Genomic DNA, 22,585 nt, shown 5'->3' on the forward strand with positions numbered 1-22,585 from the left:
CGGCGCTCCGCCCACGATCAACAGGAATCCTGTTGATCCCGAGTCTTTATGACGATCAGGTTTCCTGTCAATGGGGTAATCTGACCGCGCCCAGTGGAAGAAGGAGTTCTCGGATGCCGTCGTTGCTCTACCTCGTCAAACAGCTGGAGCTGGCGGTCCGTGCACGTCTCGACGAGCTGGTCCGCTCGGCCGGCATCACCGCGCTGCAGTACACCGCCTTGACCGTTCTCGAACGTCACGACGGTCTCTCCGCGGCGCAGCTGGCGCGGGACTCGTTCGTGACCGCCCAGTCCATGGCGGACATGGTCCGTGCCCTGGAGTCCCGCGGCCTGATTCGCCGCGAGCGCAACGCCGGCAACCGCCGTGAGCTGCTGATCCGCTTGACGCCGGAGGGCCGCGCACTGCTGGCCGCGGTCGCCGAACCGGTGCACGAGTTGGAAAACCGCATGATCAGCAAGCTCACCCCCGACGAGGCGGCCGACTTCCGCCAGTCCCTGGTAACGGCCTGGCTGGCGCTGACATGACCGCTCCCGCCCACCCTCACACGGGTGGGCCGGAGCGGGCACCGCGTAAATCGCCAGCTTGCGCTCACGGTCGCCGAACGGCTCGAAACGCGACCACGAGCACAAGCCGGCCCAGAGAGCCAGTCAGGCGGGGTCCACCGGAGTCAAGGCCGGGAATGCCGCCTCGATGTCCCGAGCGGCCGCCAGCGCGATGTGCTCCCCGTTCTGCCGGGCAATCACCTGCACCCCGGACGGCCGCGGCCCACCCATCCCGGTGGGAACAGCCACCGCCGGCAACCCCAAGAAGTTGGCCGTGACGAGCAACCGGTGCGACTTCCACAGCTCCGTGCACGCCGCCGGCCCACTCAGGTCGAACCCGATGAGCGGCACCGGCTGCGTGATCACCGGCCCGAGCACCACCGGGTACCGGGCATGGAACGCCCGCCACGCGGCAGCATGAACAAACCGTTCCGCCCAGGCCCCTTGGTAAGCGGCCGACGTGTCGAGAAGCGAAACCTCAGCGATGTTGTCCTGGAAGTACCGCACGGTCCCCTCGGAGAGCGGCCCCGGAAATACCCCAGGAGTCAGCAGCATCGGCGCGTTCTCGGTGGACGACAGCTGCCGCCACAGAATCGCGCACCGGTCGACAGCAGGCGGCGAAACCTCCTCGACCTCCCACCCGGCGTCAGCAAGCGCCGAAGCGGCATCCCGGACAGCCAGCGCCACCTGCGGATCGACACCCCACCCGGCCGGATCCACGGTCACCGCCACCCGCCGCACACCGTCGTACGACGAAGAATGCGGGACCGACACCGACAGCGGATCGAAATCGTCGGCCCCGTGCATCACCGCGAACAGCAGATCGATGTCGGCGACCGAGCGCGCCAGCGGCCCGTTCACCGCCATCTGCTGAATGGACAACGGCAGCGGCTCCACCGACTTCGACGGCGCCGGAACCCGGCCCGCCGACGGCCGCAGAGCGACAATCCCCGCGGCGTGGGCGGGCAGCCGCAGCGATCCACCGTAGTCGTTGCCGATACCGGCGGCCGCCATTCCGGTGGCCACGGCAACCGCGTCGCCACCGGACGATCCGCCGGGAACCCGGGCCGGGTCCCACGGGTTCACGGTCCGCCCGAACAGATCGTTGTCGGTGTCCCACCGCAGGCCGATGTCCGGCATGTTCCCCCGGCCCACCGGGATGGCCCCGGCCGCCAGCAGCCGATCCACAAATGTGGCATGGGACGACGGTACGTTGGAAGAAGCGAACGGCAGACCGGAAGTGGTCGCCGACCAGGTCAGGTCGATGTTCTCCTTCACGGTGATCGGCACACCGGCGAGCGGGCCCGGATCCTCACCCGCCGCGATCCGCTCGTCGAGCGCCGCCGCTGCGGAACGTGCCTGCGACTCCAGCGTCACGGTGACCGCGTTGACCTTCGGGTTGACCGCGGCGATCCGTTCCAGATGCGAGTCGATCACCTCGGAGGCGGTGAGCCGCCCGTCCCGCACCCGAGAAGCGATCTCGATAGCCGTAAATTTCACTTCAAACCTCTCAGAGAACGGTCAGGGTAAGTCGAGTCGAACCACAATCGAGGCGCTGCTGATTCGGCATGGTCTTGTCAGCGAGCCACCGGTGCTCGCCGGTTCCCGGCGCCGGCACGAACTCCGGAGCGTCACTGGAAGCGATGGTGAGCCGCAGCGCGTGCCCGGCCGCGAGCCGATACCCGAGGTGACCGAGATCCAGCGTCACGGCGAACGAGGAGCCCGGGTCGATGATCGTCTGCTGCCCGCGAGCGATCAGCCGCGCCGACCCGTCCGGCGCCACGTCGAGCAACCGCGCGAAGAGATCCATCTCCGGCCCGTCCGACCCGACGACCGCGTCGAGCCGCACCGGCCCAACAAGATCAACGGGTGACGGCGACGGAGAGCCGGTGAACACCAGCACATCGGCGCGAGCGGCAAGGCCACTCTCGTCCGGATTCTCCGCCAGAAAAGCGAACGCGTCCCGCACCGGCGACGGCACCGGATCGGCCGCGTCATGCGTCCAGGTCACCCAGCCCGGAGAACCGGAAGAATCCAGAGTCCCGGCACCGCTCACCTGCAATTCCCAGGGGTACGCGGACTCCGGCGGCCAACTGTCGCAGGACCGGAATGACGCGTCCCCGGACCCGGCCAGCTGCCACCGGACCCGAGGGATGACGGCAGCGGAACCCCGCAGAAATACGTCGAAGAACTCGATGGCCGGATCCAGATAGCGAGGCAGAAACGACGGATCGCTGTTCGGCACACCCGGCTGGAAATGACTGTTGTTCTCGTGATCGATCGCTTCGAGCAGCAGATACTCGTTCCGCGCCCACGCCGGCTTGCCCTCGATCTCCCGGTGGTCCGACCACTGCCACGGCGCGCAGTTGTCCCACCACCCGATCGTCATGAGCACCGGAACGGCAGGCGCGTCGAACGGGCTGCCGGCCGGGAACCGCCGCAGGCTCACCGGGTACGGAAACCACAGGTCGTACGAGGCCGACCGGCTACCGACCGCCGTGAAGAACTCCTCGACCTGCGCGGCGAGCGGCCGCCGAGTCCAGTCGATCTCCCATTCGAGCATGTCCCGATCGTGGAACATCGACAGCGGGTAGAACCGGTGCACCGACATCTCCACGTCGTGAACCCGCTGGCCGGGCACCGGGATCGGCAGCTCACCGAGCCGGGTGCCGGTGACCCGGGGCACCATCGCCTTGAGCGCCGGGTGCCCGGTCGAGGCGGCCGCCCACTGGGTGTACCCGTAGTACGAGTCGCCCCACATCCCGACCTCGCCGTCGGACCAGTCCTGGTTGATCACCCAGTCCAGGGTGTCGTACCCGTCGTAGGCCTCGTTGACGAACAGCAGGGTCTCGCCCTCGGAGCGGAACTTTCCGCGGACGTCCTGCACGACCATCCGGTATCCCCGCGCGGTGAAGTACTCGGCGATCCGTGGCATGTAGGTGTACTCGCCGCACTTGTCGTACGGCAGCCGGGTGAGAATCGTCGGCCCGGGGCCGGCGTCCGGCGAAGGCAGGTAGACGTCGGTGGCGAGCCGCACCCCGTCACGCATCCGCACCATGTGCTGAGTCGCGGAGGAGGAGATCGGACCGGGCCCGGTCCGCTGAACAGAAATGGTCATCAGAGCACCTCGAAGAATCGGATGCAGACCTGACCGTTCGCACCACGGGCCAGCCCCACGAAGACCGAGGAGGCGAGCCAGGCATGTTCGGCGGCGTCGGTGCGGAACACCGGGCTGGTCCGGTAGTAGTACAGGGTCTCCGGCAGGTCCTCCCCGGCCTCGACCCGAGCGTCGATCTCCGGCGAGGCCCGCCAGAACCCCCGGTTCACGATGTCGATCACCGCACCGTCGTCGGCCTGGAGCAGGTACCGCGCGTCGAGCTCGGTGACCGATCCCCGGGTCGTGGACCAGTCGCCACCCCCGGCCAGCACCGTGCCGGACAGCCGCGGACCGGAAACCGTCCCACCGGTGATCGGCGTGAACATCAGCACCTCGTCCGGGCCACGCCCGACGTGTACCGAAGGGGCGACGTCGACCCGGGCCTCGAAGGCGAACACCAGCCGGGGATCAGGCAGCTCGAACATCACGGTCCTCGTTTTCTTTTCTGAAATGACAATCAATTAGGCTGTGCACAAGCAAGGGAAAGGAGCCGGGATGGGACGCCCGAGCATGGCGGCCGAGCGGATCGAGCAGATCATGCAGGCCACCGGCCACTGCCTGCGGAAGAACGGCCTGGCCGGCACCACGCTCGAACGGGTCTCCGAGGAGTCCGGGCTGAGCCGCAGTCACGTCCGGCACTACGTCGGCAACCGCGACGACCTGCTGCGCAAGTTCGCCGGCTGGCTCTACACCGGTTACCAGGCCGAGTTCATCGACCGGGTCGCCGCCGCGGAACAGCGCGACAAGCTGGCGATGACGATGGACTACCTGTTCAGCACCGGTTTCCTGCCGATCAGCGACGACGACACGGTGATCCGCGAGCTGATCACCGCGGGCGTCGCCGACGAGAGCATCCGCGCCACCCTGCAGGGCCACTACACGCGGGCCATCCAGACCGTCGAGGACGCCATCGCCGCCGAGCACCCGGGCGCGCCGGCCGGGGCGCGGCGCTCGGTCGCGTACGGACTGTGGTGCCTCGCGATGGGTAACTCGATGATGGCCGAGCTCCAGCTCCCGGTCGCGTCCGGCGGCCTGGTCCGCACCGCCGCCGAGGGCATGCTGGAAAGATTCAGCCACGACTGACCGCCCGCGACGGCACCCATCCGGGCCGCGGCACCGACGCGACCAGACGCTGGGTGTATGCGGCCACCGGCGACTCCAGCACCTCCGCGACCAGCCCGGACTCGACCACCTGGCCCCGGCACATCACCACCACGTCCTCGCAGACGTGCCGCACCACCGACAGGTCGTGGGTGATGAAGAGGTAGGCCACCCCGGTCGCGGCCCGCGCGTCGACGAGCAGGTTCAGGATCTGCGCCTGGATCGACACGTCGAGCGCCGCGACCGCCTCGTCGAGCACCAGCAGCTTCGGGTTCGGGGCGAGCGCCCGCGCGATCGCCACCCGCTGCCGCTGCCCGCCGGAGAGATGCCGCGGCAGCGATTCACCCAGCTTGCGGTCCAGGCCGACGAGATCAAGCAGCTCGTCGATCCGCGCGGCCCGGCTGCGCCGGTCCCCCGCACGATCAGAATGGCCGCGATCATGGTGAGCCAGGACCTCCTCGAGGCAGTCACTCACCGTCTGCCGACGATCAAGGGAGAGGTACGGGTCCTGAAACACCATCTGTACGACGGAAGCCCGCCGCCGCCGGTCCAGAGTGGCCGCGCCGTCCAGCACCACAGTGCCCGAGGTGGCCTTCTCCAGACCCGTGACGATCCGGGCGCAGGTGGTCTTGCCGGAGCCGGACTCACCGACCACGGCCAGCGACCCGCCGGCCGGCACGGTGAAGCTGACCCCGTCGACCGCGACGAAGTCCTTGAATTGTTTCCGCAGGTCCCGGACCTCAAGAATCGGCGCGCTCATCAGGGAACCTCCAGGTGACAGGCGGCCAGCCCGGAGCCGACCGGCAGCATCACCGGGCGCACCTGGTGGCAGTGTTCGGTCGCCGACGGGCAACGGTCGGCGAAGACGCACCCGGCCGGCGCGGTCAGCGCCGACTGCGGCGCGCCCGGCACGGTCCGCAGGCGCTCGCCGGGCGGCACCGTTCCCGGCCGCGACCCCAGCAGTGCCTTCGTGTACGGGTGCCGCGCGTCGTCGTGCAGCCGATCAGCCGGCAGGATCTCGACGATCTCCCCGGCGTACATGACCGCGATCCGGTCGCAGACGGCGGCGGCCAGCTCCAGGTCGTGGGTGATGAACAGCAGCGCCGCCGACCGCTGTCTGCGCTGCTCGTTGAGGATCGCGACGACTTCTTCCTGAGTGGTCACGTCGAGGGCCGTGGTCGGCTCGTCGGCGAGGATCAGCTTCGGTTCGGTCAGCAGCGCTGCGGCGATCACCACACGCTGCAACAGGCCGCCGCTCAATTCGTACGGTCGCTGGGAAAGCCTGCGCCGCACCTGGTCGACACCGACCTCGGAGAGTGACCCGGCAGCGCGCCGCGTCGCCTCGGCGCGGCTGACGCCCTGGTCACGCAGCACTTCGGTGAGGAAGTCACCGATCGTGCGGACCGGGTTGACCGTGGCGCGCGGGTCCTGGAAGACCATGGCGACGTCCCGTGACCGGAAACGACGTAGATCCGCAGGCCCCAGCGAGCCGACGTCGACCCCGCCGAACCGCACCGAACCGTCGACGGCCGACCCGGCAGGCAGCAGCCGCACCACGGACTTGACCGTCATCGACTTGCCCGACCCGGACTCGCCGACCAGGCCGACGGCCTCACCGGCGTGCACCGACAGGGTCACGTCCCGAAGAATCGGCCGCTCACCGAGCCGCACCCGGAGCCCACTGAATTCCAGCAAAGGAGCACTCATCGCATGTCACCGCCGAATCGGACGGCCAGCCGCTCCGCGACGGCCGTGAACGCCACCACCGTGATCACCACGGCGCTCGCCGCGACCAGGGACTGCTGCGGGAACCCGGCCAGGATCGACGGCTGACCGTTCGCGATCATCAGTCCCCAGTCGGCGGCCGGCGGTTGCAGCCCGAGACCCAGGAACGAGATCGACGCCAGGTCGATCATGGCGTACCCGAAACCGATCGCGGCCTGGACCATCAGCAGCGGCGCGAGGTTCGGCAGCAGATGCCGCAGGCAGATGTGCAGGGCGGAGAAGCCCTGCACGCGCAGTGCCTCGATGTACGGCAGGTTCCGCTCGCGCATCGCGGCGGCTCGCATGACCCGGGCGATGACCGGCACGAACGCGAGCGAGAGCGCCACCACCGGCGTGACGAACCCGGTGCCGAACAGCGCCGCCACGGTGATCGCCAGGACCAGCCCGGGGAACGCGAAGAGCACGTCGAGCCCCCGGGAGACCAGGTTGTCGAACCAGCCGCCGAACCAGGCAGCGCCGACCGCGAGCCCGGTGCCGAGCGTCCCGGCGGCGATCACCACGATCAGCGGCCCGGCCAGGCTGGTCCGCGCACCGTAGACAAGCCGGGAGAGCAGGTCACGGCCGAGGTCGTCGGTGCCGAGCGGATGCGCGACGGAGAACGGGGCGTACGCGTTCAGCGGGTCGACCGCGAACGGGTCGTGCGGGGCGATCCACGGCGCGAGCAGCGCCATCAGCACCACGAGAACGCAGACGGCGACGGCGACGGGCACGAGCGACCGCGGCGCCTTCACGAACGGTTTCGCCAGAAGAACGGTCATGTGCGCTCCCTCAGCAGGCGCGGGTCGAGCACCGCGTTGAGCACGTCGACCAGGGTGTTGACCAGCACGAAGATGGCGACCAGCAGTAGCGCGATGGCCTGCACGACGACCATGTCCTGCCGCGCCGCGCTCTGCACCAGCAGTGAGCCGAGCCCGCTCACCCCGAACGCCTGCTCGGCCACCGCGGTACCGGCGAACAGCCCGGCCACGGTCACGCCGGAGACCGCCAGGATCGGCGGCGCGGCGTTGCGCAGCACGTGCCGCCTCAGCACATGACGTCGCGGCAGCCCGCGCACCCGGGCGGCGGCCACGTGGTCGGAGGTCAGTTCGGCGCGTACCTCGGTCCGGGTGATCCGGCTGACGTAGGCGAGATATCCCCCGCTGAGCGCGAGCGCCGGCAGCGTCAGGTGGTGGATCCGGTCGAGGAACCCGGTGCCCGATCCGTAGACCGGGAACCAGGACAGCTTCGTCGCGAACACCCAGATCAGCAGGATCGCCGCGACGAACGCCGGCGCCGCCATCAGCACCGTGGTGGTCACGGTCAGCACCCCGTCGACCACCTTCCCGGCCACCCCCGCGAAGATCCCCGAGGCAACCCCCAAGATCAAGATCAGGAGACTTGCGTACGCGACCAGAAGCCCCGTGGTCGGCAACCGCGCCGCGATCAGGCCGGTGACCGGCTCCTTGAGCACCATCGAGGTGCCCGGATCACCGGTGAGCAGCCCGGACAGCCAGTGCCAGTACTGCAGCAGGAACGGGTCGTCGAGGTGGTACCGGGCCCGGATCTCGGCAAGCGCCGCCGGGTTGGGCTGGTGCCCACCGGCGAGCAGCGCGGCCGGATCACCGGGCGCCAGGTAGAGGGCTCCGAAGATGACCAGGCTGGCCACCGCCACGGTGGCGACCAGCCCAGCCAGCTTGCGGCCGAGAAACAGGATCATGCGGCGCCGACCAGGGCTGCCCAGGCCGTACTGATGTAGTTGAACGAGGCCGGCGCGCCGGTGATCCGCTTGTTCAGGTAGAGCCGGTTGTACGAGCCGGCCAGGGTGATCTGGAGCTTGGCCGGGCCGAAGATCGCCTGCGCGGCCACGAACTTCTGCGCCGAGACGGCCGGGTCGGTCTCCGAGACGGCCGCACCGAGGTTCGCGGTGACCTCGGGGTTCGCGTAGTTGGTCCAGTTGAACGGGGCGCCGGAGAAGACGAATCCCGGGGCGTAGTAGAGCGCGCCCGGCACTTCGAGATAGCCGGTGGTCGCGATCAGGTCGATGCCGGTCCGCAGCGCCGGGTCGTAGAAGAGGCCGGCGAACTCGGCGGGCTGCAGCTGCTTGATGGTGACGGTCAGGCCGATCTGCCCGGCGGCCGCCTGCGCGATGGTGGCGGTCTGCAGCAGCGACTGGTCACCGGCCGGCGTGGCGATCACCAGGTCGGTGCGGCTCGGGGCGGCTTCGGCCACCAGCTTCTTGGCGGCTTCGAGGTCGGCCTTGCTGGTGTCCGGCAGGGCCGCGTACCCGGCGTCGTAGACGTCCTTGGCCGGGCTGCCCTGCCAGGCCAGCGGCGGGGTGAAGGTCTTGAGCGGCTCGCCTGCGCCCTTGAGCACGCTGGTCACGAAGCTGGTCTTGTCGATCGCCAGGTCGAGGGCCTGCCGGATCTTCGGGTCGGCGGCCGGCCCCTCGGCGGCGACTGCGCCGAGGCTGACGGTCTCGGTGCTCGGGCCGAAGTACAGCGTGCCGGCCTCGGAGCGCTGCAGCGCGGCGATGCTGCCGACCGGCGCGCCGTAGACGCCGTCCACCTCGCCGGACAGCAGTGCGCTGGTCAGCGTGCTGCTGTCGGTCAGGAAGACGAAGTCGAACGTGGCGGCCTTGGCCTTGCGGGCGGTGTCCCAGTACGCGTCGTACCGCTTCAGGGAGATCTTCTGGCCGCTGGTCCAGGTGCCGAGCTGGAACGGGCCGGTACACATCAGGCCGCCGCTCGCGGTGCCGAACGCCTGTCCGGCCTTCGTCGCGAACTTCTCCTGGATGATCGAGCCGGGCACACCGGCCAGGTCCGGGATGAACTGCACGTCAGGGGTCTTGAACTTCACCGTGACCTCGAGCGGCCCGGTCGCTTCGATCGTCGTGACGCTCGCGTAGACGTGGGCGGCGTACGACGCCAGCTTCGGGTCCATGTTCCGCTTGAGGCTGTAGACCACGTCACCTGCGGTGAGCGGTGAGCCGTCCCAGAACGTCACGCCGTCGCGCAGGGTGATCACCACGGTGGTCGGGTCCTTCTGCGTCACCGCGCTGGCCAGGCCGGGCGAGGTGGAGAAGTCCGGCTCCAGGCGCAGCAGGCTCTCGCAGAGGTTGGTGCCGACCGTGTTGGCCGAGTAATCGCCGGTGCGGGCCGGGTCGAGCGAGGCCGGCTCGCCGGACGGCAGCGCCCAGGTCACCGTGTCGACGTCGCCGGTGGCGGCCGGGGTCGTCTCGACCAGCTCGATCGCGCCCGCCCCGGTCGCCGGCGCCTGTCCGGACCCCGAGCAGGCGGTCAGGGACAAGCCGAGGAGCAGGGCGATCGCGGATTTATGTACAGATCTCAATGTCACTCCCGGAACTGAAGCGCGGCGTTGACCGCCTCAGGTTTCCGCCCCGGGCCGTAGATTGTCAATCCTGGAAATCAACTATTAACTGCAGCCGTCCAACCAGCGATAACGAGGTATTCTGGATTGACGAAGAATTCCGGAGCCGCAGGGACCGCGCGCGGTGGCCGATGAGAACGGCATGGGTGCGGCGCAGCCCGCCGGGCTCCTCCGGCATCTGTGGTTGATCTACCTGGTCGTCGCATCGACGGCCGCTGTCGCGTACGTTCTGGTGCCACTCAACGCCGCGACCCGGTGGATCTACGTGGCGGTGAACTGCACCGCCCCGATCGCCACGTGGTATGGCCTGGTCCGGCATGCGCCACGGCGGCGTACCGGCTGGCTGGTCATCGTGGCCGGACTGGCCATATCCGGGCTCGGCGACGTTCTCTTCGCCGGTTACACGTCACGCGGCCTGGCCGCGCCATTCCCCTCCGCGGCGGACGCGTTCTACCTGCTCGGGCACGTCGGGATCGCCGCCGGCACCGCGGTGCTCGCGGCCCGCGCCGGCCGGACCGCGTTCATCGACTCGGCGGTCATCCTGTCGCCGCTCGCCGGCCTGGCCTGGATCCTGGTCCTGGAGCCGATCCGCACCCTCGGCGGCACGCTGTCCGCCCAGTTCGTGGCGGTCGCCGCACCGGCCAGCACCCTCTTCGTCGTCTACTGCGCGCTCGCCCTCGCCCTCGGCGTCGAGCTGCGCACCCCGGGCGTACGCGTCCTGCTGCTCGGCCTGATCGCCTGGTTCGTATCCGACGCGCTCTACACCCACCAGAGCCTGGCCGGCACCTACATCGAGGGCGGCCCGATCGACCTCGGCTGGATGGCGATGCCGATCCTGATCGCCACGGCCGGCCTGCACCCGTCGATGGTCACCACCACGCCGCGCCGGTCCGCGCTGGTGATGCTGACAGTGCCCCGGGCCGTCACGCTGTTCTGCGCCTCGCTCGTGCTGCCGACCCTGCACCTGTTCTGGGAGCCGGTGCCGGACACGCCGTTGATCCTCGGCTCCTCGATCTCGATGTCACTGGTAGCGGTACGCCTGATCGCCCCGATCCACGAGCTGGCCCGGCGCGCCGGGCACGACCCGCTGACCGGGCTGGTCAACCGCAGCCTGCTGATGGACCGGATGCACCTGGCGCTGAGCTCGCTGCCGGCCGACGGGCGTACCCGGGTGGGTTTGCTCTTCTGCGACCTGGACCATTTCAAGACGGTCAACGACAGCCTCGGCCACGACGCCGGCGACCAGCTGCTGGTCGCCATCGCCGACCGGATGCGCGCGTCGGTCCGCGCCGGCGACGTGGTCTGCCGGCTCGGCGGCGACGAGTTCGTGGTGCTGATGCCGGCCGTCGCCGAGCAGGAGGCGGACGACATCGCCGCCCGGGTCACCGCCGACCTCGCCGAGCCGCTGCGCCTCTCCGACGGCAGCGAGTTCTTCCCGTCGCTGTCGATCGGGCTGCGGACCACCGGCGACACCACCGCCGACCCGGACGCGCTGCTCCAGGACGCCGACACCGCGATGTACCAGGCCAAGGCCGCCGGCCGGGGCCGGATGGTCCGCTTCGACGCACAGAGCCGGGCCGAGGCGGCGCTGCGCCTGCGCCGCGACGCCGATTTCCGCCGGGCCCTGCAGCACCCGGGCGAGCTGTTCTGCGTCTACCAGCCGGTGTACCGCGTCGACGACGGCACCCTCAGCTCGGTCGAGGCCCTGGCCCGCTGGCAGCACCCGGCCGACGGCATCCTGCCGCCCGCCGCATTCGTCCCGGTGGCCGAGGCCAGCGGCACTGTCGACCAGCTCTTCGCCGCCGTCATCGAGCAGGCCCTGCACGAGCAGCGCACCTGGTACAACCGGACCGGCCGCTGGATCCCGATCGCGGTGAACCTCTCCCCCCGCCAGCTGGACGCCACCACCGCCGAGGCGGTGCTCGCGGCGCTCCAGGTGGCCGGCACACCCGCCGAGGCCCTGACCCTGGAGCTCACCGAGACCGGCCTGGCCGACCCGGAAACGGTGGAGGCCGCCCTGGGCCCGCTGCGCCGGGCCGGGGTGAAGCTGGCGGTGGACGACTTCGGCACCGGTTACTCCTCGATGGCCCGGGTCGCCGACCACGGCTGGGACATCGTGAAGATCGACCGCACCTTCGTGGCGGGCATCGCCCACGACCAGGCCCGGCGCGGCCTGGCCGACGCGATGGTCGGCATGGCACACGCCCTCGGCATGGCCTCGGTGGCCGAGGGCGTCGAGGACCCCGCCGACCTGCGCGTGCTGCGCGAGCTGGGCTGCGAGTACGCCCAGGGCTTCCTCCTGGCCCACCCGATCGACGCCACCGGCATCCTCGACCTCCTCTCCACCCTCGACCAGAACCGGCTTGCCAGTGACCAGGAACACTTTCGATACGAGACCGTTCCGTTTCTTACCGGGGAGCGTTAGGTTGCTTTGAGATACGGAACGGTTCCGTTTCGCAAAGGTTTCGGGGGCACCTCGCATGTCAACCCAAGCTCAACCAATGACCGGGCATCCCCGGCGCTGGGCGATCCTCGGCGTGCTGGTCATCAGCCTGCTGGTGGTCGTGCTCGACAACACCGTGCTCAACGTGGCGATGCGGACCATCGCTGACCCGGAGCACGGGCTCGGCGCCAGCCAGAGCGAGCTGGAGTGGGCGATCAACTCGTACACTCTGGTCTTCGCCGGTCTGCTCTTCACCGCCGGCATCCTGGCCGACCGTTTCGGCCGCCGGCTCAGCCTCGTGTTCGGCCTGATCGTTTTCGGCCTCGCGTCGCTGTTCTCGGCGTACGCCACCAGCCCGGACATGCTGATCGCGGCCCGCGCCGTGATGGGCCTCGGCGCCGCGGCGGTCATGCCGGCCACTCTCTCGATCATCGCCAACGTCTTCGACCCGCGGGAGCGGGCCCGTGCCATCGGTGTCTGGGCCGGCGCGGTCGGCCTGGCCGTGGCGATCGGCCCGGTGCTCGGCGGCGTGCTCCTGGAGCACTTCTGGTGGGGCTCGGTCTTCCTGATCAACGTGCCGATCGTGATCGCTGGTGTCGCGCTGGTCTTCATCCTGGTGCCGGAGTCGCGTGACCCGAAGCCCAGCCGCATCGACGTGCTCGGCGTGCTGCTGTCGATCATCGGCCTGACCCTGATCACCTACGGCGTAATCAAGGGTGGCGAGGACGGTTTCGGCGAGCCGCTGGCCTGGGGCACCCTCGGCGGTGGCCTGCTGGTGATGGTCGCGTTCATTCTCTACGAACGCCGGATCACCTTCCCGTCGCTGGATGTCCGGCTCTTCTCGAACCGCCAGTTCTCCGCCTCGACCGGCATCATCGGCCTGGTCTTCTTCGCGGCGATGGGCTCGATGTTCTTCGGCGCCTTCTACCTGCAGATGGTTCGCGGGTACGGCCCGCTGATGTCCGGCGCGCTCTTCGTGCCGTTCGCGCTCGGCCAGATGGTCTTCGCCCCGCTGAGCTCGAACATGGTCAAGAAGTTCGGCCCGAAGGCGGTCAGCTCTGTCGGCCTGATCCTGGTCGCCGCCGCGCTCGCCACCTGGGTGTTCATCGGCACCGACACCCCGATCTGGGTGGTCGCCGTGACGTTCTTCGTGCAGGGCGTCGGCATGGCCAACGTGATGCCGCCGGCCACCGAGGCGATCATGTCGGCGCTGCCCCGGGAGAAGGCCGGTGTCGGCTCCGCGGTCAGCAACACGATCCGTCAGCTGGGCGGCGCGCTCGGCGTAGCGGTTCTCGGCGCCGTCGTCTCGTCGGTATACCGGGAGAACCTGGCGGCACCCGCCGGGCTGCCGGACGCGGTCGCTGACCAGGCCCGCGAGTCGATCGCCGGCGCGTACGCGGTGGCCGGTCAGGCCGGACAGGCCGCGCCCGCGCTGCTGGACGGCGCGAACAGCGCGTTCGTCACCGCGATGCACTACGCGTCCGCCGGATCGACCGTCTTCGCCCTGCTCGGCGCGCTCGTCGCGGTGCTCTTCCTGCCGGGCAAGCGTCCCTCGTCCGCCGCCGCGCCCGCCGCGGTGGAGGACGCCGCGCTGGTCGACGCGTAAACCTCTCGGTAACAATGAACGCCATGAGCACCAGCACCGACGCCGGCCAGGAGCGTAAGGCTCCTGGCCGGCCCCGCAACGCCCAGGCCGACGAGGCCATCCTCGAAGCGGTGCTGGAGCTGCTGAACGAAGGTCAGAGCGCCGCCGCCGTCTCGATCGAGGCGGTGGCGGCGCGGGCCGGCGTCGGCAAGGCCACCATCTATCGCCGCTGGCCGAACAAGGAGGCGCTGCTCGCCGACGCGGTCCGCGCCATGAAGGGCCCGCTGCCGGAACTGGCCGGCGTCTCGGTGCGGGACGACCTGATCGCGCTGATCCAGGCGAACCGCACACCGCGTGCCCGGCAGTACGGCAACGTCACCGCATGCCTGCTCCCCGAGATCATCAAGGACGAGGCGCTCGGCCGGATGCACCGGGCCGTCATCGAGCCACGCCGCGAGGTGATGCGCGAGGTGCTGCGGCGCGGCATCACAACCGGCGAGCTGCGCGCCGACCTCGACATCGAGCTCACCCAGCTGATGCTCTCCGGCCCGTCGATGGTCCAGTCGATGCTGCGCCTGCAGGACCTGGTGCCGGACGAGAACTTCGCCGAGAAGATCGTCGACGCGGTCCTACGCGGCGCTGCAGCCTGAGACCCGCGCCGCCGCCGGCTGCGTTCGCCGGGCCGGGCCGGGCCCTTGGCGGCCGGCGATCTTGGCCGACCCTGGCGGGCTTGGTGGGCCGGCGGGCTTGGTGGGCCGGCGGGCTTGGTGGGCCGGCGGGCTTGGTGGGCCGGGACATGGGCACACGCAAGGGAACTGCGGCATGGATGAGGCCGCACCGAACACCTGTGTGTGCGTCCATCTCGGTCCTGGCGTGGATGAGGTCGCACCAAGCCGTTACGTGTGACCCCATCCACGCCGGGCCGGCGTTACGTGCGACTTCATCACGCCGTTGGCGGCGTTACGTGCGGCCTCGTCCCGCCGCGAGTGAGGATCACGTTCTACTTCACGGGCGCGGGCGGGCTGCGCGCGCTCGTAGCCGCAGGCGGGTGCAAGCGGCTCGGGTCCCGGCGGCTCGAGCCCCGGCGTCCTTGGCCCCGGCGGCTCGGGTCCCGGCGCCCTTGGCCCCGGCAGCCCCGGTCCCGGCAGCCCCGGCCCCGGCAGCCCCGGCCCCGGCGGCCCCGGCCCCGGCGGCTCTGGCCCCGGCGGCTCTGGCTCGCGGGCGGATCAGGGTGGCGGCTGCGCTGACCGCGATCGCGACCACCCAGGCCACCGCGAAACCGATGAGCGGGCGGTCGGCGAAGGCCACCCCGCCGAGATAACCGAGCAGCACCGCCTGCGCGGCCCAGATCGCCGCACCGGCCAGCGTGAACCCCGTGAACGCCCGGCGCGGGAACCGGGTCGCGCCGGCCGTGAACGCGGTCGCCGAGCGCACCCCGGGCACGTAACGTCCGAGAACGATCAGCGTTCCGCCGTGCCGGCTCATCACCGCCAGGACCCAGTCGTGCAGGGCCGCTCCCCGCGCGCCGCGCCGCAGCCGGCCGGTCACCGCGGGACCGCTGCGCCACCCCACCAGGTACGCGAGATGGTCACCCGCGCACACCCCGGCGGTGGCCGCCAGGATCACCGCGACCGGCACCGCCTCCCCGTGCGCCGCGGCTGCCACACCCACCGCCACCACGATCGTCTCGGCCGGGATGAACGGCAGCACCACGTCGAACAGCGTCGCGGCCAGCACCACGAGCAGCACCCAGCGGGTGTTCACCAGCAGATCGAGGTCGTGCGGCATGATCGGCAGATTCTCAGTCCCGGGCAGCGGCGGCGTGACATCGGTGGATACACCCGGCGTCGCTTCGTGATCGGTACCGGTGCGGTTCCCGATTCGCCAGCGAAAACCTGTTCATTTACGTTGCAATCGGTGCATGAGAGAAGACCCGTCCGAATCCGCACAGGCTAGGACCGAGGTTCGGGCGGCGCTGCACGCGTGGCGGGACAGCCTGGTCGACCTCGGCGACACCAACCGGCTCATCAATTTCCCGACCGACCATCCGGACCTCGTCGAGGTGGTCGGACCGGAGCCCGAGGCGGTGGTGAGCACCCTGCATCGGGGCGCCGAGTGCCCGCTCGTCGGCACCGGCGCCGATCCGCAGCGCAACGCCACGTCCGAGGACGTTCTGCGTACCGAAATGCCTGACCCGGCGCTGGACGCCGCGCTGCGGCGGATGCTGAAGAAGTCCCGGCAGGAGTACCTGGACCGGGGTGTCTCGGTGCTGCACCTGGTGCTCGGGCTGCTGCGCTGGCGCGACGAGGAGGAGAACCCGTTCGCGAGCCCGATCCTGCTGATGCCGGTGGAGCTGGTCACTGCCGGGCCCGGCGACCCGCCCCGGCTGCGGCTGCGCGACGACGAGACCGTGCTCAACCCGGCTCTCGCGATCCGCCTGCGCCGGCTCGGGATGGAACCGCCGGTGCTGGAGCACCACGAGCCGGACGTGTCCCGGATCTGGTCCGGCCTGCAGGGCACCGTGGCGCGGCGTCGTGGCTGGCATGTGGAACGCAGCGTCCTGCTCTCCTGCCTGACCTTCCACAAGGAAGCGATCTACCGGGACCTGATGGTCAACGAGGATCGGATCCTGTCGCACCCGGTGGTGCAGGCGCTCGCCTCACCGAGCGGGCGGCAGGCCGGCACGTTCCGGTTCGCCCCGGTGCCGCCCGCCGTCGTCGACCGGGTCGCCCCGCCCGAGCACGTACCGCTGGTGCTCGACGCCGACGCGTCGCAGCGGGCCTGCATCGCGGCCGCCGTGGCCGGGCACAGCTTCGTGATGGACGGTCCGCCCGGCACCGGCAAGTCGCAGACCATCGCCAACATGATCGGCGGTCTGCTGCACGCCGGTAAGCGGGTCCTCTTCGTCTCCGAGAAGGCGGCCGCGCTCGACGTGGTCCACCACCGGCTCGTCGAGGCCGGCCTGGACCGGTACGTCCTGGAGCTGCACGGGCACAAGGCCGGCCGCAAGGAGGTGGCGACCGCCCTGGCCGCCGCCCTCGACGACAGCCCGCCGCCGGCCGACGGCCCGGACACCACCGACCGCCGGGGCACCCGCGAGCGGCGCGAGCAGCTCAGCGCGTACGCGGCCGCGATGAACGAGATCCGCTCACCGCTGGGTCGCAGCCTGCACCACGTGCTCGGGGTCTGCGCCCGGCTGGAGGACGCCCCGGCCGCGCCGGTCCCGGTGATCGCCCCCGAGACGGTGACGCCGGAGTCGGTACGCCGGGTCATGCAGGCCGTCGGCGGGCTCTCCACCGCGTGGCGGACCGTGGTGGCCCGCGACGAGCTGCCCTGGCGTGACGTGATCCAGCGGGAACCGCTCGACCCGGCGCTGTCCACTGCCGAACGCGCCCTGGCCGGGCTGACCCGGGCGGTGCTTGCCGACCGTGCCCCGGTGGAAGCGTTCGGCCTGAGCGGCACCGAGGACGCCGGCACCCTGGCCCGGCTCGCCGCGCACGCCGACAAGCGTCCGTCGCACGTCCGCGACGAGTGGCTGACCGCGCCCGCGCTGGACGAGGTCCGGCAGGCCGCCGAGGCGCTGGGCCGCGATCTCACCACGGTCCGGGCGGCGCGCGACGCCGCGACCAGACGGGCCGGGACCACCTGGTCGGCGCTGCCCGACCCGGCCGGTCTGCCCGAGGTTCCCGACCTGAGCGGGCTGACCCCGCCGCCGGTCGACCTGGAGACGCTGACCGCCGCCGAGGCCGACCGGCAGGCGAAGGTCTGCACCGAGGCGGCCGACAACCTGGAACGGCACCGGGCCGTCATCGACCGGCTCACCGTGAAGCTGGGCCTGCCGAACGCGGTGAAGGTCGCCGACATCGCTCGGGTGGCGACCATCGCCGAGCTCGGTGGCGGCGCGCACCGGCCGGAGCCGTTCTGGTTCGGCCCGGGGGTGGCCGGCACCGTCACGGCCGGCGCCCCGGCGCTGCGCCGGGCGCTGGAGAACCTGACCGCTGCCGAGATGCGCGCCCGGCCCTTCTTCGCCGATGCGATCCTGACCCAGCCGGTCGAGGAGCTGTCCGACCGGTTCACCCGGGTGCATCGCGGGTGGCGCAAGATGCTCGGGGCGTACCGGCGGGATCGGCGGATCATCGCGGCGTTCGTGCAGCCCGCGGCGGCGGTACGGGATGCTCTGCCCCGGCTGGAGACGGCCGTCGCGTGGCAGCGGGCGCGGCAGGACCTGGCGGCGGCCGAATCGGCGTACGGGGCCGCGCTGGGCCGGTACTGGCAGGGTCCGGGCACCGACTTCACCGCGATCGACGAGGCGCTGGGCGTCGTGGAGACCGCGATGCGGGCGGCTCCTCCGGCGGCGGTGCAGGCCGTGGCCGCGTACGTCTGCGCGCCGGAACCGGACCAGGAGCTGATCCGGCTCGCCACGGCCGCCCGGGACGCGGTGCTCGCGAAGCAGCCCGGTCCCTACGCGGCGGATCGGCCGGAGCTGCTCAACGGCCCGATCGACGTGGCCGTGGCCTGGCTGCGGGCGCACGCCACCGCGCTCGCCGCGGTAGCCGGGGTGGTGCACGCCTATGACGTGGCTACCGGTCGGACGCTTGACTACGCCGAGGTGATGCGGCTCGGGCGGCTCCGTGACGACGTGGCCGCTGCGGAGGCGTCGATCGCGACGAACACCGCGAGCTATGTTGACGTGTTCGGTGACGCGTACCGGGGTGGGGAGACCGACGAGGCGGCGCTGGCCGCCGCGGTCGGGTGGGCCGCCACCACGCGCGCCCTGCTCACCGGTGTGGAGCAACCGCTCACCGCGGCCCAGGCCCGGGCGCTGCACGACCTGCGCCCGATGGCCGGCCTCGACCAGCTGGCCGAGCAGTGGGCGCAGGCCCGGCAGGCCGTGCTGGACGCGTTCGGTCCGGCCCGGCGTACCGAGCTGACGGCCGAACTCGGCGACCACGACCGGGCGTCGGAGTTCCTGCGCCGGATCCGGGGCGACGCGGACGGTCAGGAGGAGTGGTTCGCCGCCCTGGACGCCCGTGCCGTGCTCAGCGGGCACGGCCTGGACGGAGTGGTGGAGTTCTGCGCCGACCGCCGGCTCGACGCCGAGCAGGTGCAGCCGACCGTCGAGCGGGCGCTCTTCCGGGCCTGGGTGGACGCGATCATCCAGGCCGACCAGCGGCTTCGCCCGTGGCGCTCCGGCGACCGGGACCGCCTGGTCGCCGAGTTCCGGGCACTGGACGGCCGGCTGGCCGCCGCCGCGGTCAGCGACATCGCCGCGTCGGTCGGCTCGCGCCGGCCGGACGCCGACAGCCAGGCCGCCGGGCTGCTGCGCAGCGAGGCCATGAAGGCCAGCCGCCACCTGCCGGTACGCGAACTGATCGGCCAGGCCCGTGACCTGGTCCTCGGTCTGCGGCCGTGTTTCCTGATGTCCCCGCTGACGGTGAGCCAGTCGCTGCCCGCGGACATCCGGTTCGACGTGGTCATCTTCGACGAGGCGTCCCAGGTGACCCCGGCCGACGCGATCAACTGTGTGTACCGGGGCGCCGCGCTGATCACCGCGGGTGACGACCGGCAGCTGCCGCCCACCTCGTTCTTCGACCGGGCGCTGGGCGCCGGCGAGGAGCCGGACTCGGAGCTGGCGGTCCTCGACTTCGAGTCGGTGCTGGAGCTGGCGAAAGGTTGCGGCGCGTTCGCCAGCCTGGGTCTGAACTGGCATTACCGCAGCCGGCACGAGGCGCTGATCGCCTTCTCCAACCACGCGTTCTACCAGGGCCGGCTCAGCGTCTTCCCGAGCGCGAACACCGGCGGGCCGGACACCGGCGTCGCGCTGCTACCGGCCGGTGGCGTCTACCGGCGCAGCACCGGCCGGGACAACCCGGTCGAGGCGGAGCGGGTGGCCGAGCGGATCGTGCACCACTTCACCACCCGGCCCGGTCTGTCGCTGGGTGTGGTGACGTTCTCGATCGCGCAGGCCGAGGCGATCGAGCGCGCGGTCGAGGTGGTCGCGGCCGGACGCCCGGAGCTGGAGCGGATCCTCGACGACGACCGGCTGCACGGTTTCTTCGTGAAGAGCCTGGAGGCGGTGCAGGGCGACGAGCGGGACGTGATGATCTTCTCGATCGGGTACGGCTTCGACGAGGCCGGCAAGATCAGCGCGAACTTCGGCGCGCTGAACCGGCCGAACGGCTGGCGCCGGCTCAACGTGGCGATCACCCGCGCCCGGTACCGGGTGGAGATCGTCACCTCGATCATGGCCCGGGACGTGCCGGAGACCGACAACGAGGGTGTCCGGCTGCTCGCGTCCTACCTCGATTACGCCGAGCGCGGCCCGGCCGCCCTGGACGTGGCGGTGCCGGAACGTTCCGCCGAGGTGGCCGACGGGCCGTTTCAGGAGTCGGTCATCGAAACCCTGCGGTCCTGGGGTTATCCGGTGCAGGCGAACCTCGGCTGGGCCGGCGGGCGCGTCGACCTGGGCGTACGCAGGCCGGACCGGCCGGACAGCGGTTACCTGCTCGGTATCCGGTGCGACGGCGGGGCGTACGGCGGGTGCACGGCGGCGCGGGACCGGGACCGGCTCAGTGAGCAGGTGCTGCTCGGGCTGGGCTGGAACCTGCACCGGATCTGGGCGATCGCCTGGTACCGGGACCGGGCCGGCGAGGAGGCCCGGCTGCGGGCCGCGCTGGAGTCCGCGGCGGGCGGCCCGCGCACCAAGCTCACCGAGCGGCGGAACCTGATCGCCGTGCCTTCTCCGGCAAGCTCGTGAGCGCTTCCAGCTGACTGACCAGCTGTTCCGGGTCGGCCCCTGGGTCGATCCGGAACAGCTGCTCGGGGTGCAGCGGCGGCACCGCGACGTGGGAGATCAGCGGGTGGAACGGCCGGTTGTCCTGCTCGCCCGCCCCGAAGAGCGTCTCTTCGAGCTTCTCCCCCGGCCGCAGCCCGGTGTACCGGATCTCGACCGGGTTCGGGCCGAGCTGGGCCATCTGACGGGCCACCTCGGCGATCCGGACCGGTTTGCCCATCTCCAGCACGAGCGCCTCACCGTCGCGGCCGATCGCCGCGGCCTGGATGACGAGGTGCACCGCTTCCTGGGTGGTCATGAAGTAGCGCGTGACGTCCGGGTGGGTGACCGTCACCGGGCCGCCGTCGGCGATCTGCGCGCTGAACGTGGTGAAGACCGACCCGCGGCTGCCGAGCACGTTGCCGAACCGGACGCTGAGGAACATGCCGGGTCGCCGGCTCGCGGTCCACGCGGTGAGCCGCTCGGTGACCCGCTTGGAGTACCCGAGGACGCTGCTCGGGTCGGCGGCCTTGTCGGTCGAGATGTTGACGAAGCGTTCCACCTCGCCGGCGGCGTCGAGGACGTTGAGCGTACCCAGAATGTTGGTTTTGAGGGCTTCTGCCGGGTAGTTCTGGAGCAGTGCGAGGTGCTTGAGCGCGGCCGCGTGGAAGACCACCTCGGGGCGGCGGCGCTGGAAGATCTCCCGGATCCGCTCGGCGTCGCGCAGGTCGGCCAGGATGACCGCGGGGTCGTCGAGCCGGCCCATCGGGCTGATCGACAGCTGCACGGCCTGCAGGGCGCTCTCGTCGCGGTCCAGCATCATCAGCTCGGCCGGCTGGAAACGGTGGATCTGCCGGCACAGTTCCGAGCCGATCGACCCGCCGGCGCCGGTGACCAGGACCCGCTTGCCGGTCAGATAGCCGGCGATGGCGTGCAGGTCGGTCTCGATCTGGTGCCGGCCGAGCAGATCGGTGACCTGCACGTCGCGGATGTCGTCGACGGCGACCGGGTGGTCGGCCAGCTCGCTCATCGACGGGACCACCTTGAACGCGGCGCCGGCCTCGGTGGTGAGGTCGCGAACCGCGCGGACCAGCTCCGCCTCGGCGTTGGCCACGGCGAAGACCAGCAGGCCGGCGCCGGTGCGTTCGAGGACCGCCGGGAGGTCGTCGCGGGCGCCGAGCACCGGCACACCGAGGATGTGCAGCCGCCGTTTCTGCGGGTCGTCGTCGATCAGGCCGATCGGCAGGTACTGCCCGTCCGGGTCGTGCAGCATCGATCGCAGCAGCAGCGAGCCGGCCTCGCCCGCGCCGAAGAGCAGGACTGGCTTGGCGGTCCGCTGATCGGGGCGGCGCCGGCGCTGCCGCCGGGCCCGTTGCGCATACCGGACCCCGAGCATGAGTACGAGCGCGACGGCTCCGCCGACGAGCGGGACCGGCGCCGGAACCGGACGGCGGCTGAAGAGCACGTCGAGCACGAGCAGCACGGCCGCGGTGGCACCGGTGGTCAGCGCGACGGCGCGGACCTCTTCGAAGCTCGCGTACGGGAACCGGCCCCGGTACAGGTGCCGGGCGTGGCCGACCGCGAGGTGCAGGACCACGGCCAGAGCCGAGGCCAGCAGGAACCCGGCGAGCCGGCGCCGGTCCGGCAGGGCGTCGTAGCGCGCCACCATCGCGGCGAACAGTCCGATGACCCAGGCGGCCACGTCCACGGCCGCCGGGATGAGCCGCCGGTGACGGAGGGTCCAGGCGCGTAGATGCAACGTCGTCCTCCCCAGCAGCAAAAGGCCGGTCACCGCGACGTTATCAGCATGTTTTACGAAAAAAGCGGACTTTCG

16 protein-coding genes are annotated in these 22,585 nt (G+C 71.0%); 6 read left to right on the forward strand and 10 right to left on the reverse strand.

The annotated features are described in order from the left end of the window. Positions 1–113: 113 nt before the first annotated feature. Positions 114–524: a MarR family winged helix-turn-helix transcriptional regulator gene (locus ACQP2E_RS26215; protein WP_111647602.1), complete on the forward strand. Its 411-nt coding sequence runs from the start codon at positions 114–116 to the stop codon at positions 522–524. Between the two features lie 123 nt (positions 525–647). On the opposite strand, the gene ACQP2E_RS26220 is transcribed toward ACQP2E_RS26215, so the two are convergent. The 3 genes from ACQP2E_RS26220 to ACQP2E_RS26230 are packed head-to-tail and all read right to left on the reverse strand — an operon-like array spanning position 648 to position 4,124. Next, a complete protein-coding gene (locus ACQP2E_RS26220) occupies positions 648–2,042 on the reverse strand; it encodes an amidase (protein ID WP_433825598.1) in 1,395 nt (464 codons plus the stop codon). A 10-nt stretch (positions 2,043–2,052) separates the two neighbouring features. Further along, positions 2,053–3,660 carry a CocE/NonD family hydrolase gene (locus ACQP2E_RS26225; protein ID WP_433825599.1) on the reverse strand — a complete coding sequence of 536 codons (1,608 nt, stop codon included), beginning with the start codon at positions 3,658–3,660 and terminating at the stop codon, positions 2,053–2,055. Beyond that, entirely contained in the window at positions 3,660–4,124 is a 465-nt protein-coding gene (locus ACQP2E_RS26230; protein WP_433825600.1) for a DUF3237 domain-containing protein, read from the reverse strand. Before ACQP2E_RS26230 ends, ACQP2E_RS26225 begins: the two co-directional genes overlap by 1 nt. A 70-nt stretch (positions 4,125–4,194) precedes the next feature. Between ACQP2E_RS26230 and ACQP2E_RS26235 the strand changes: the two genes are divergently transcribed. Continuing rightward, complete coding sequence (locus ACQP2E_RS26235) at positions 4,195–4,782, forward strand: TetR/AcrR family transcriptional regulator (protein ID WP_433825601.1); 588 nt, start codon at positions 4,195–4,197, stop codon at positions 4,780–4,782. On the opposite strand, the gene ACQP2E_RS26240 is transcribed toward ACQP2E_RS26235, so the two are convergent. Genes ACQP2E_RS26240 through ACQP2E_RS26260 form a run of 5 tightly spaced genes read right to left on the reverse strand, consistent with a single transcriptional unit; the run spans position 4,769 to position 9,918 of the window. Beyond that, positions 4,769–5,560, reverse strand: coding sequence for an ABC transporter ATP-binding protein (locus ACQP2E_RS26240; RefSeq protein WP_433825602.1), 792 nt, complete (start codon positions 5,558–5,560; stop codon positions 4,769–4,771). The genes ACQP2E_RS26235 and ACQP2E_RS26240 overlap by 14 nt on opposite strands. After that, positions 5,560–6,507 carry an ABC transporter ATP-binding protein gene (locus ACQP2E_RS26245; RefSeq protein ID WP_433825603.1) on the reverse strand — a complete coding sequence of 316 codons (948 nt, stop codon included), beginning with the start codon at positions 6,505–6,507 and terminating at the stop codon, positions 5,560–5,562. The genes ACQP2E_RS26240 and ACQP2E_RS26245 overlap by 1 nt, the downstream gene beginning before the upstream one ends. After that, positions 6,504–7,343 carry an ABC transporter permease gene (locus ACQP2E_RS26250; protein WP_433825604.1) on the reverse strand — a complete coding sequence of 280 codons (840 nt, stop codon included), beginning with the start codon at positions 7,341–7,343 and terminating at the stop codon, positions 6,504–6,506. Before ACQP2E_RS26250 ends, ACQP2E_RS26245 begins: the two co-directional genes overlap by 4 nt. After that, positions 7,340–8,281: an ABC transporter permease gene (locus ACQP2E_RS26255; protein WP_433825605.1), complete on the reverse strand. Its 942-nt coding sequence runs from the start codon at positions 8,279–8,281 to the stop codon at positions 7,340–7,342. The genes ACQP2E_RS26250 and ACQP2E_RS26255 overlap by 4 nt, the downstream gene beginning before the upstream one ends. Continuing rightward, complete coding sequence (locus ACQP2E_RS26260; RefSeq protein ID WP_433825606.1) at positions 8,278–9,918, reverse strand: ABC transporter substrate-binding protein; 1,641 nt, start codon at positions 9,916–9,918, stop codon at positions 8,278–8,280. Before ACQP2E_RS26260 ends, ACQP2E_RS26255 begins: the two co-directional genes overlap by 4 nt. Before the next feature lie 157 nt (positions 9,919–10,075). On the opposite strand from ACQP2E_RS26260, the gene ACQP2E_RS26265 reads away from it, so the two are divergent. From ACQP2E_RS26265 to ACQP2E_RS26275, 3 genes are read left to right on the forward strand one after another with little or no spacing between them, the layout of a single operon-like run. Next, positions 10,076–12,376 (forward strand): putative bifunctional diguanylate cyclase/phosphodiesterase, encoded by a 2,301-nt coding sequence (locus ACQP2E_RS26265; RefSeq protein ID WP_433825607.1) that lies wholly within the window; start codon positions 10,076–10,078, stop codon positions 12,374–12,376. 55 nt (positions 12,377–12,431) lie between these two features. After that, complete coding sequence (locus ACQP2E_RS26270; protein ID WP_433825608.1) at positions 12,432–14,000, forward strand: MFS transporter; 1,569 nt, start codon at positions 12,432–12,434, stop codon at positions 13,998–14,000. A gap of 14 nt (positions 14,001–14,014) precedes the next feature. Then, positions 14,015–14,629, forward strand: a complete 615-nt coding sequence (locus ACQP2E_RS26275) for a TetR/AcrR family transcriptional regulator (protein WP_433825609.1) — start codon at positions 14,015–14,017, stop codon at positions 14,627–14,629. A 355-nt stretch (positions 14,630–14,984) separates the two neighbouring features. Here the strand turns inward: ACQP2E_RS26275 and ACQP2E_RS26280 are convergent, their stop codons facing one another. After that, positions 14,985–15,767 carry a DedA family protein gene (locus tag ACQP2E_RS26280; protein WP_433825610.1) on the reverse strand — a complete coding sequence of 261 codons (783 nt, stop codon included), beginning with the start codon at positions 15,765–15,767 and terminating at the stop codon, positions 14,985–14,987. Between the two features lie 133 nt (positions 15,768–15,900). On the opposite strand from ACQP2E_RS26280, the gene ACQP2E_RS26285 reads away from it, so the two are divergent. Then, the gene (locus ACQP2E_RS26285; RefSeq protein ID WP_433825611.1) at positions 15,901–20,736 is read left to right on the forward strand and encodes a DUF4011 domain-containing protein; all 4,836 of its coding nucleotides are present in this window, start codon (positions 15,901–15,903) and stop codon (positions 20,734–20,736) included. On the opposite strand, the gene ACQP2E_RS26290 is transcribed toward ACQP2E_RS26285, so the two are convergent. Beyond that, on the reverse strand, positions 20,687–22,420 hold the full coding sequence (locus ACQP2E_RS26290; RefSeq protein WP_433834060.1) for a polysaccharide biosynthesis protein: 1,734 nt from the start codon (positions 22,418–22,420) through the stop codon (positions 20,687–20,689). The two genes, ACQP2E_RS26285 and ACQP2E_RS26290, sit on opposite strands and share 50 nt — an antisense overlap. Positions 22,421–22,585 lie beyond the last annotated feature (165 nt).

The organism is Actinoplanes sp. CA-015351 (assembly GCF_050955685.1).
GTDB lineage: Bacteria > Actinomycetota > Actinomycetes > Mycobacteriales > Micromonosporaceae > Actinoplanes.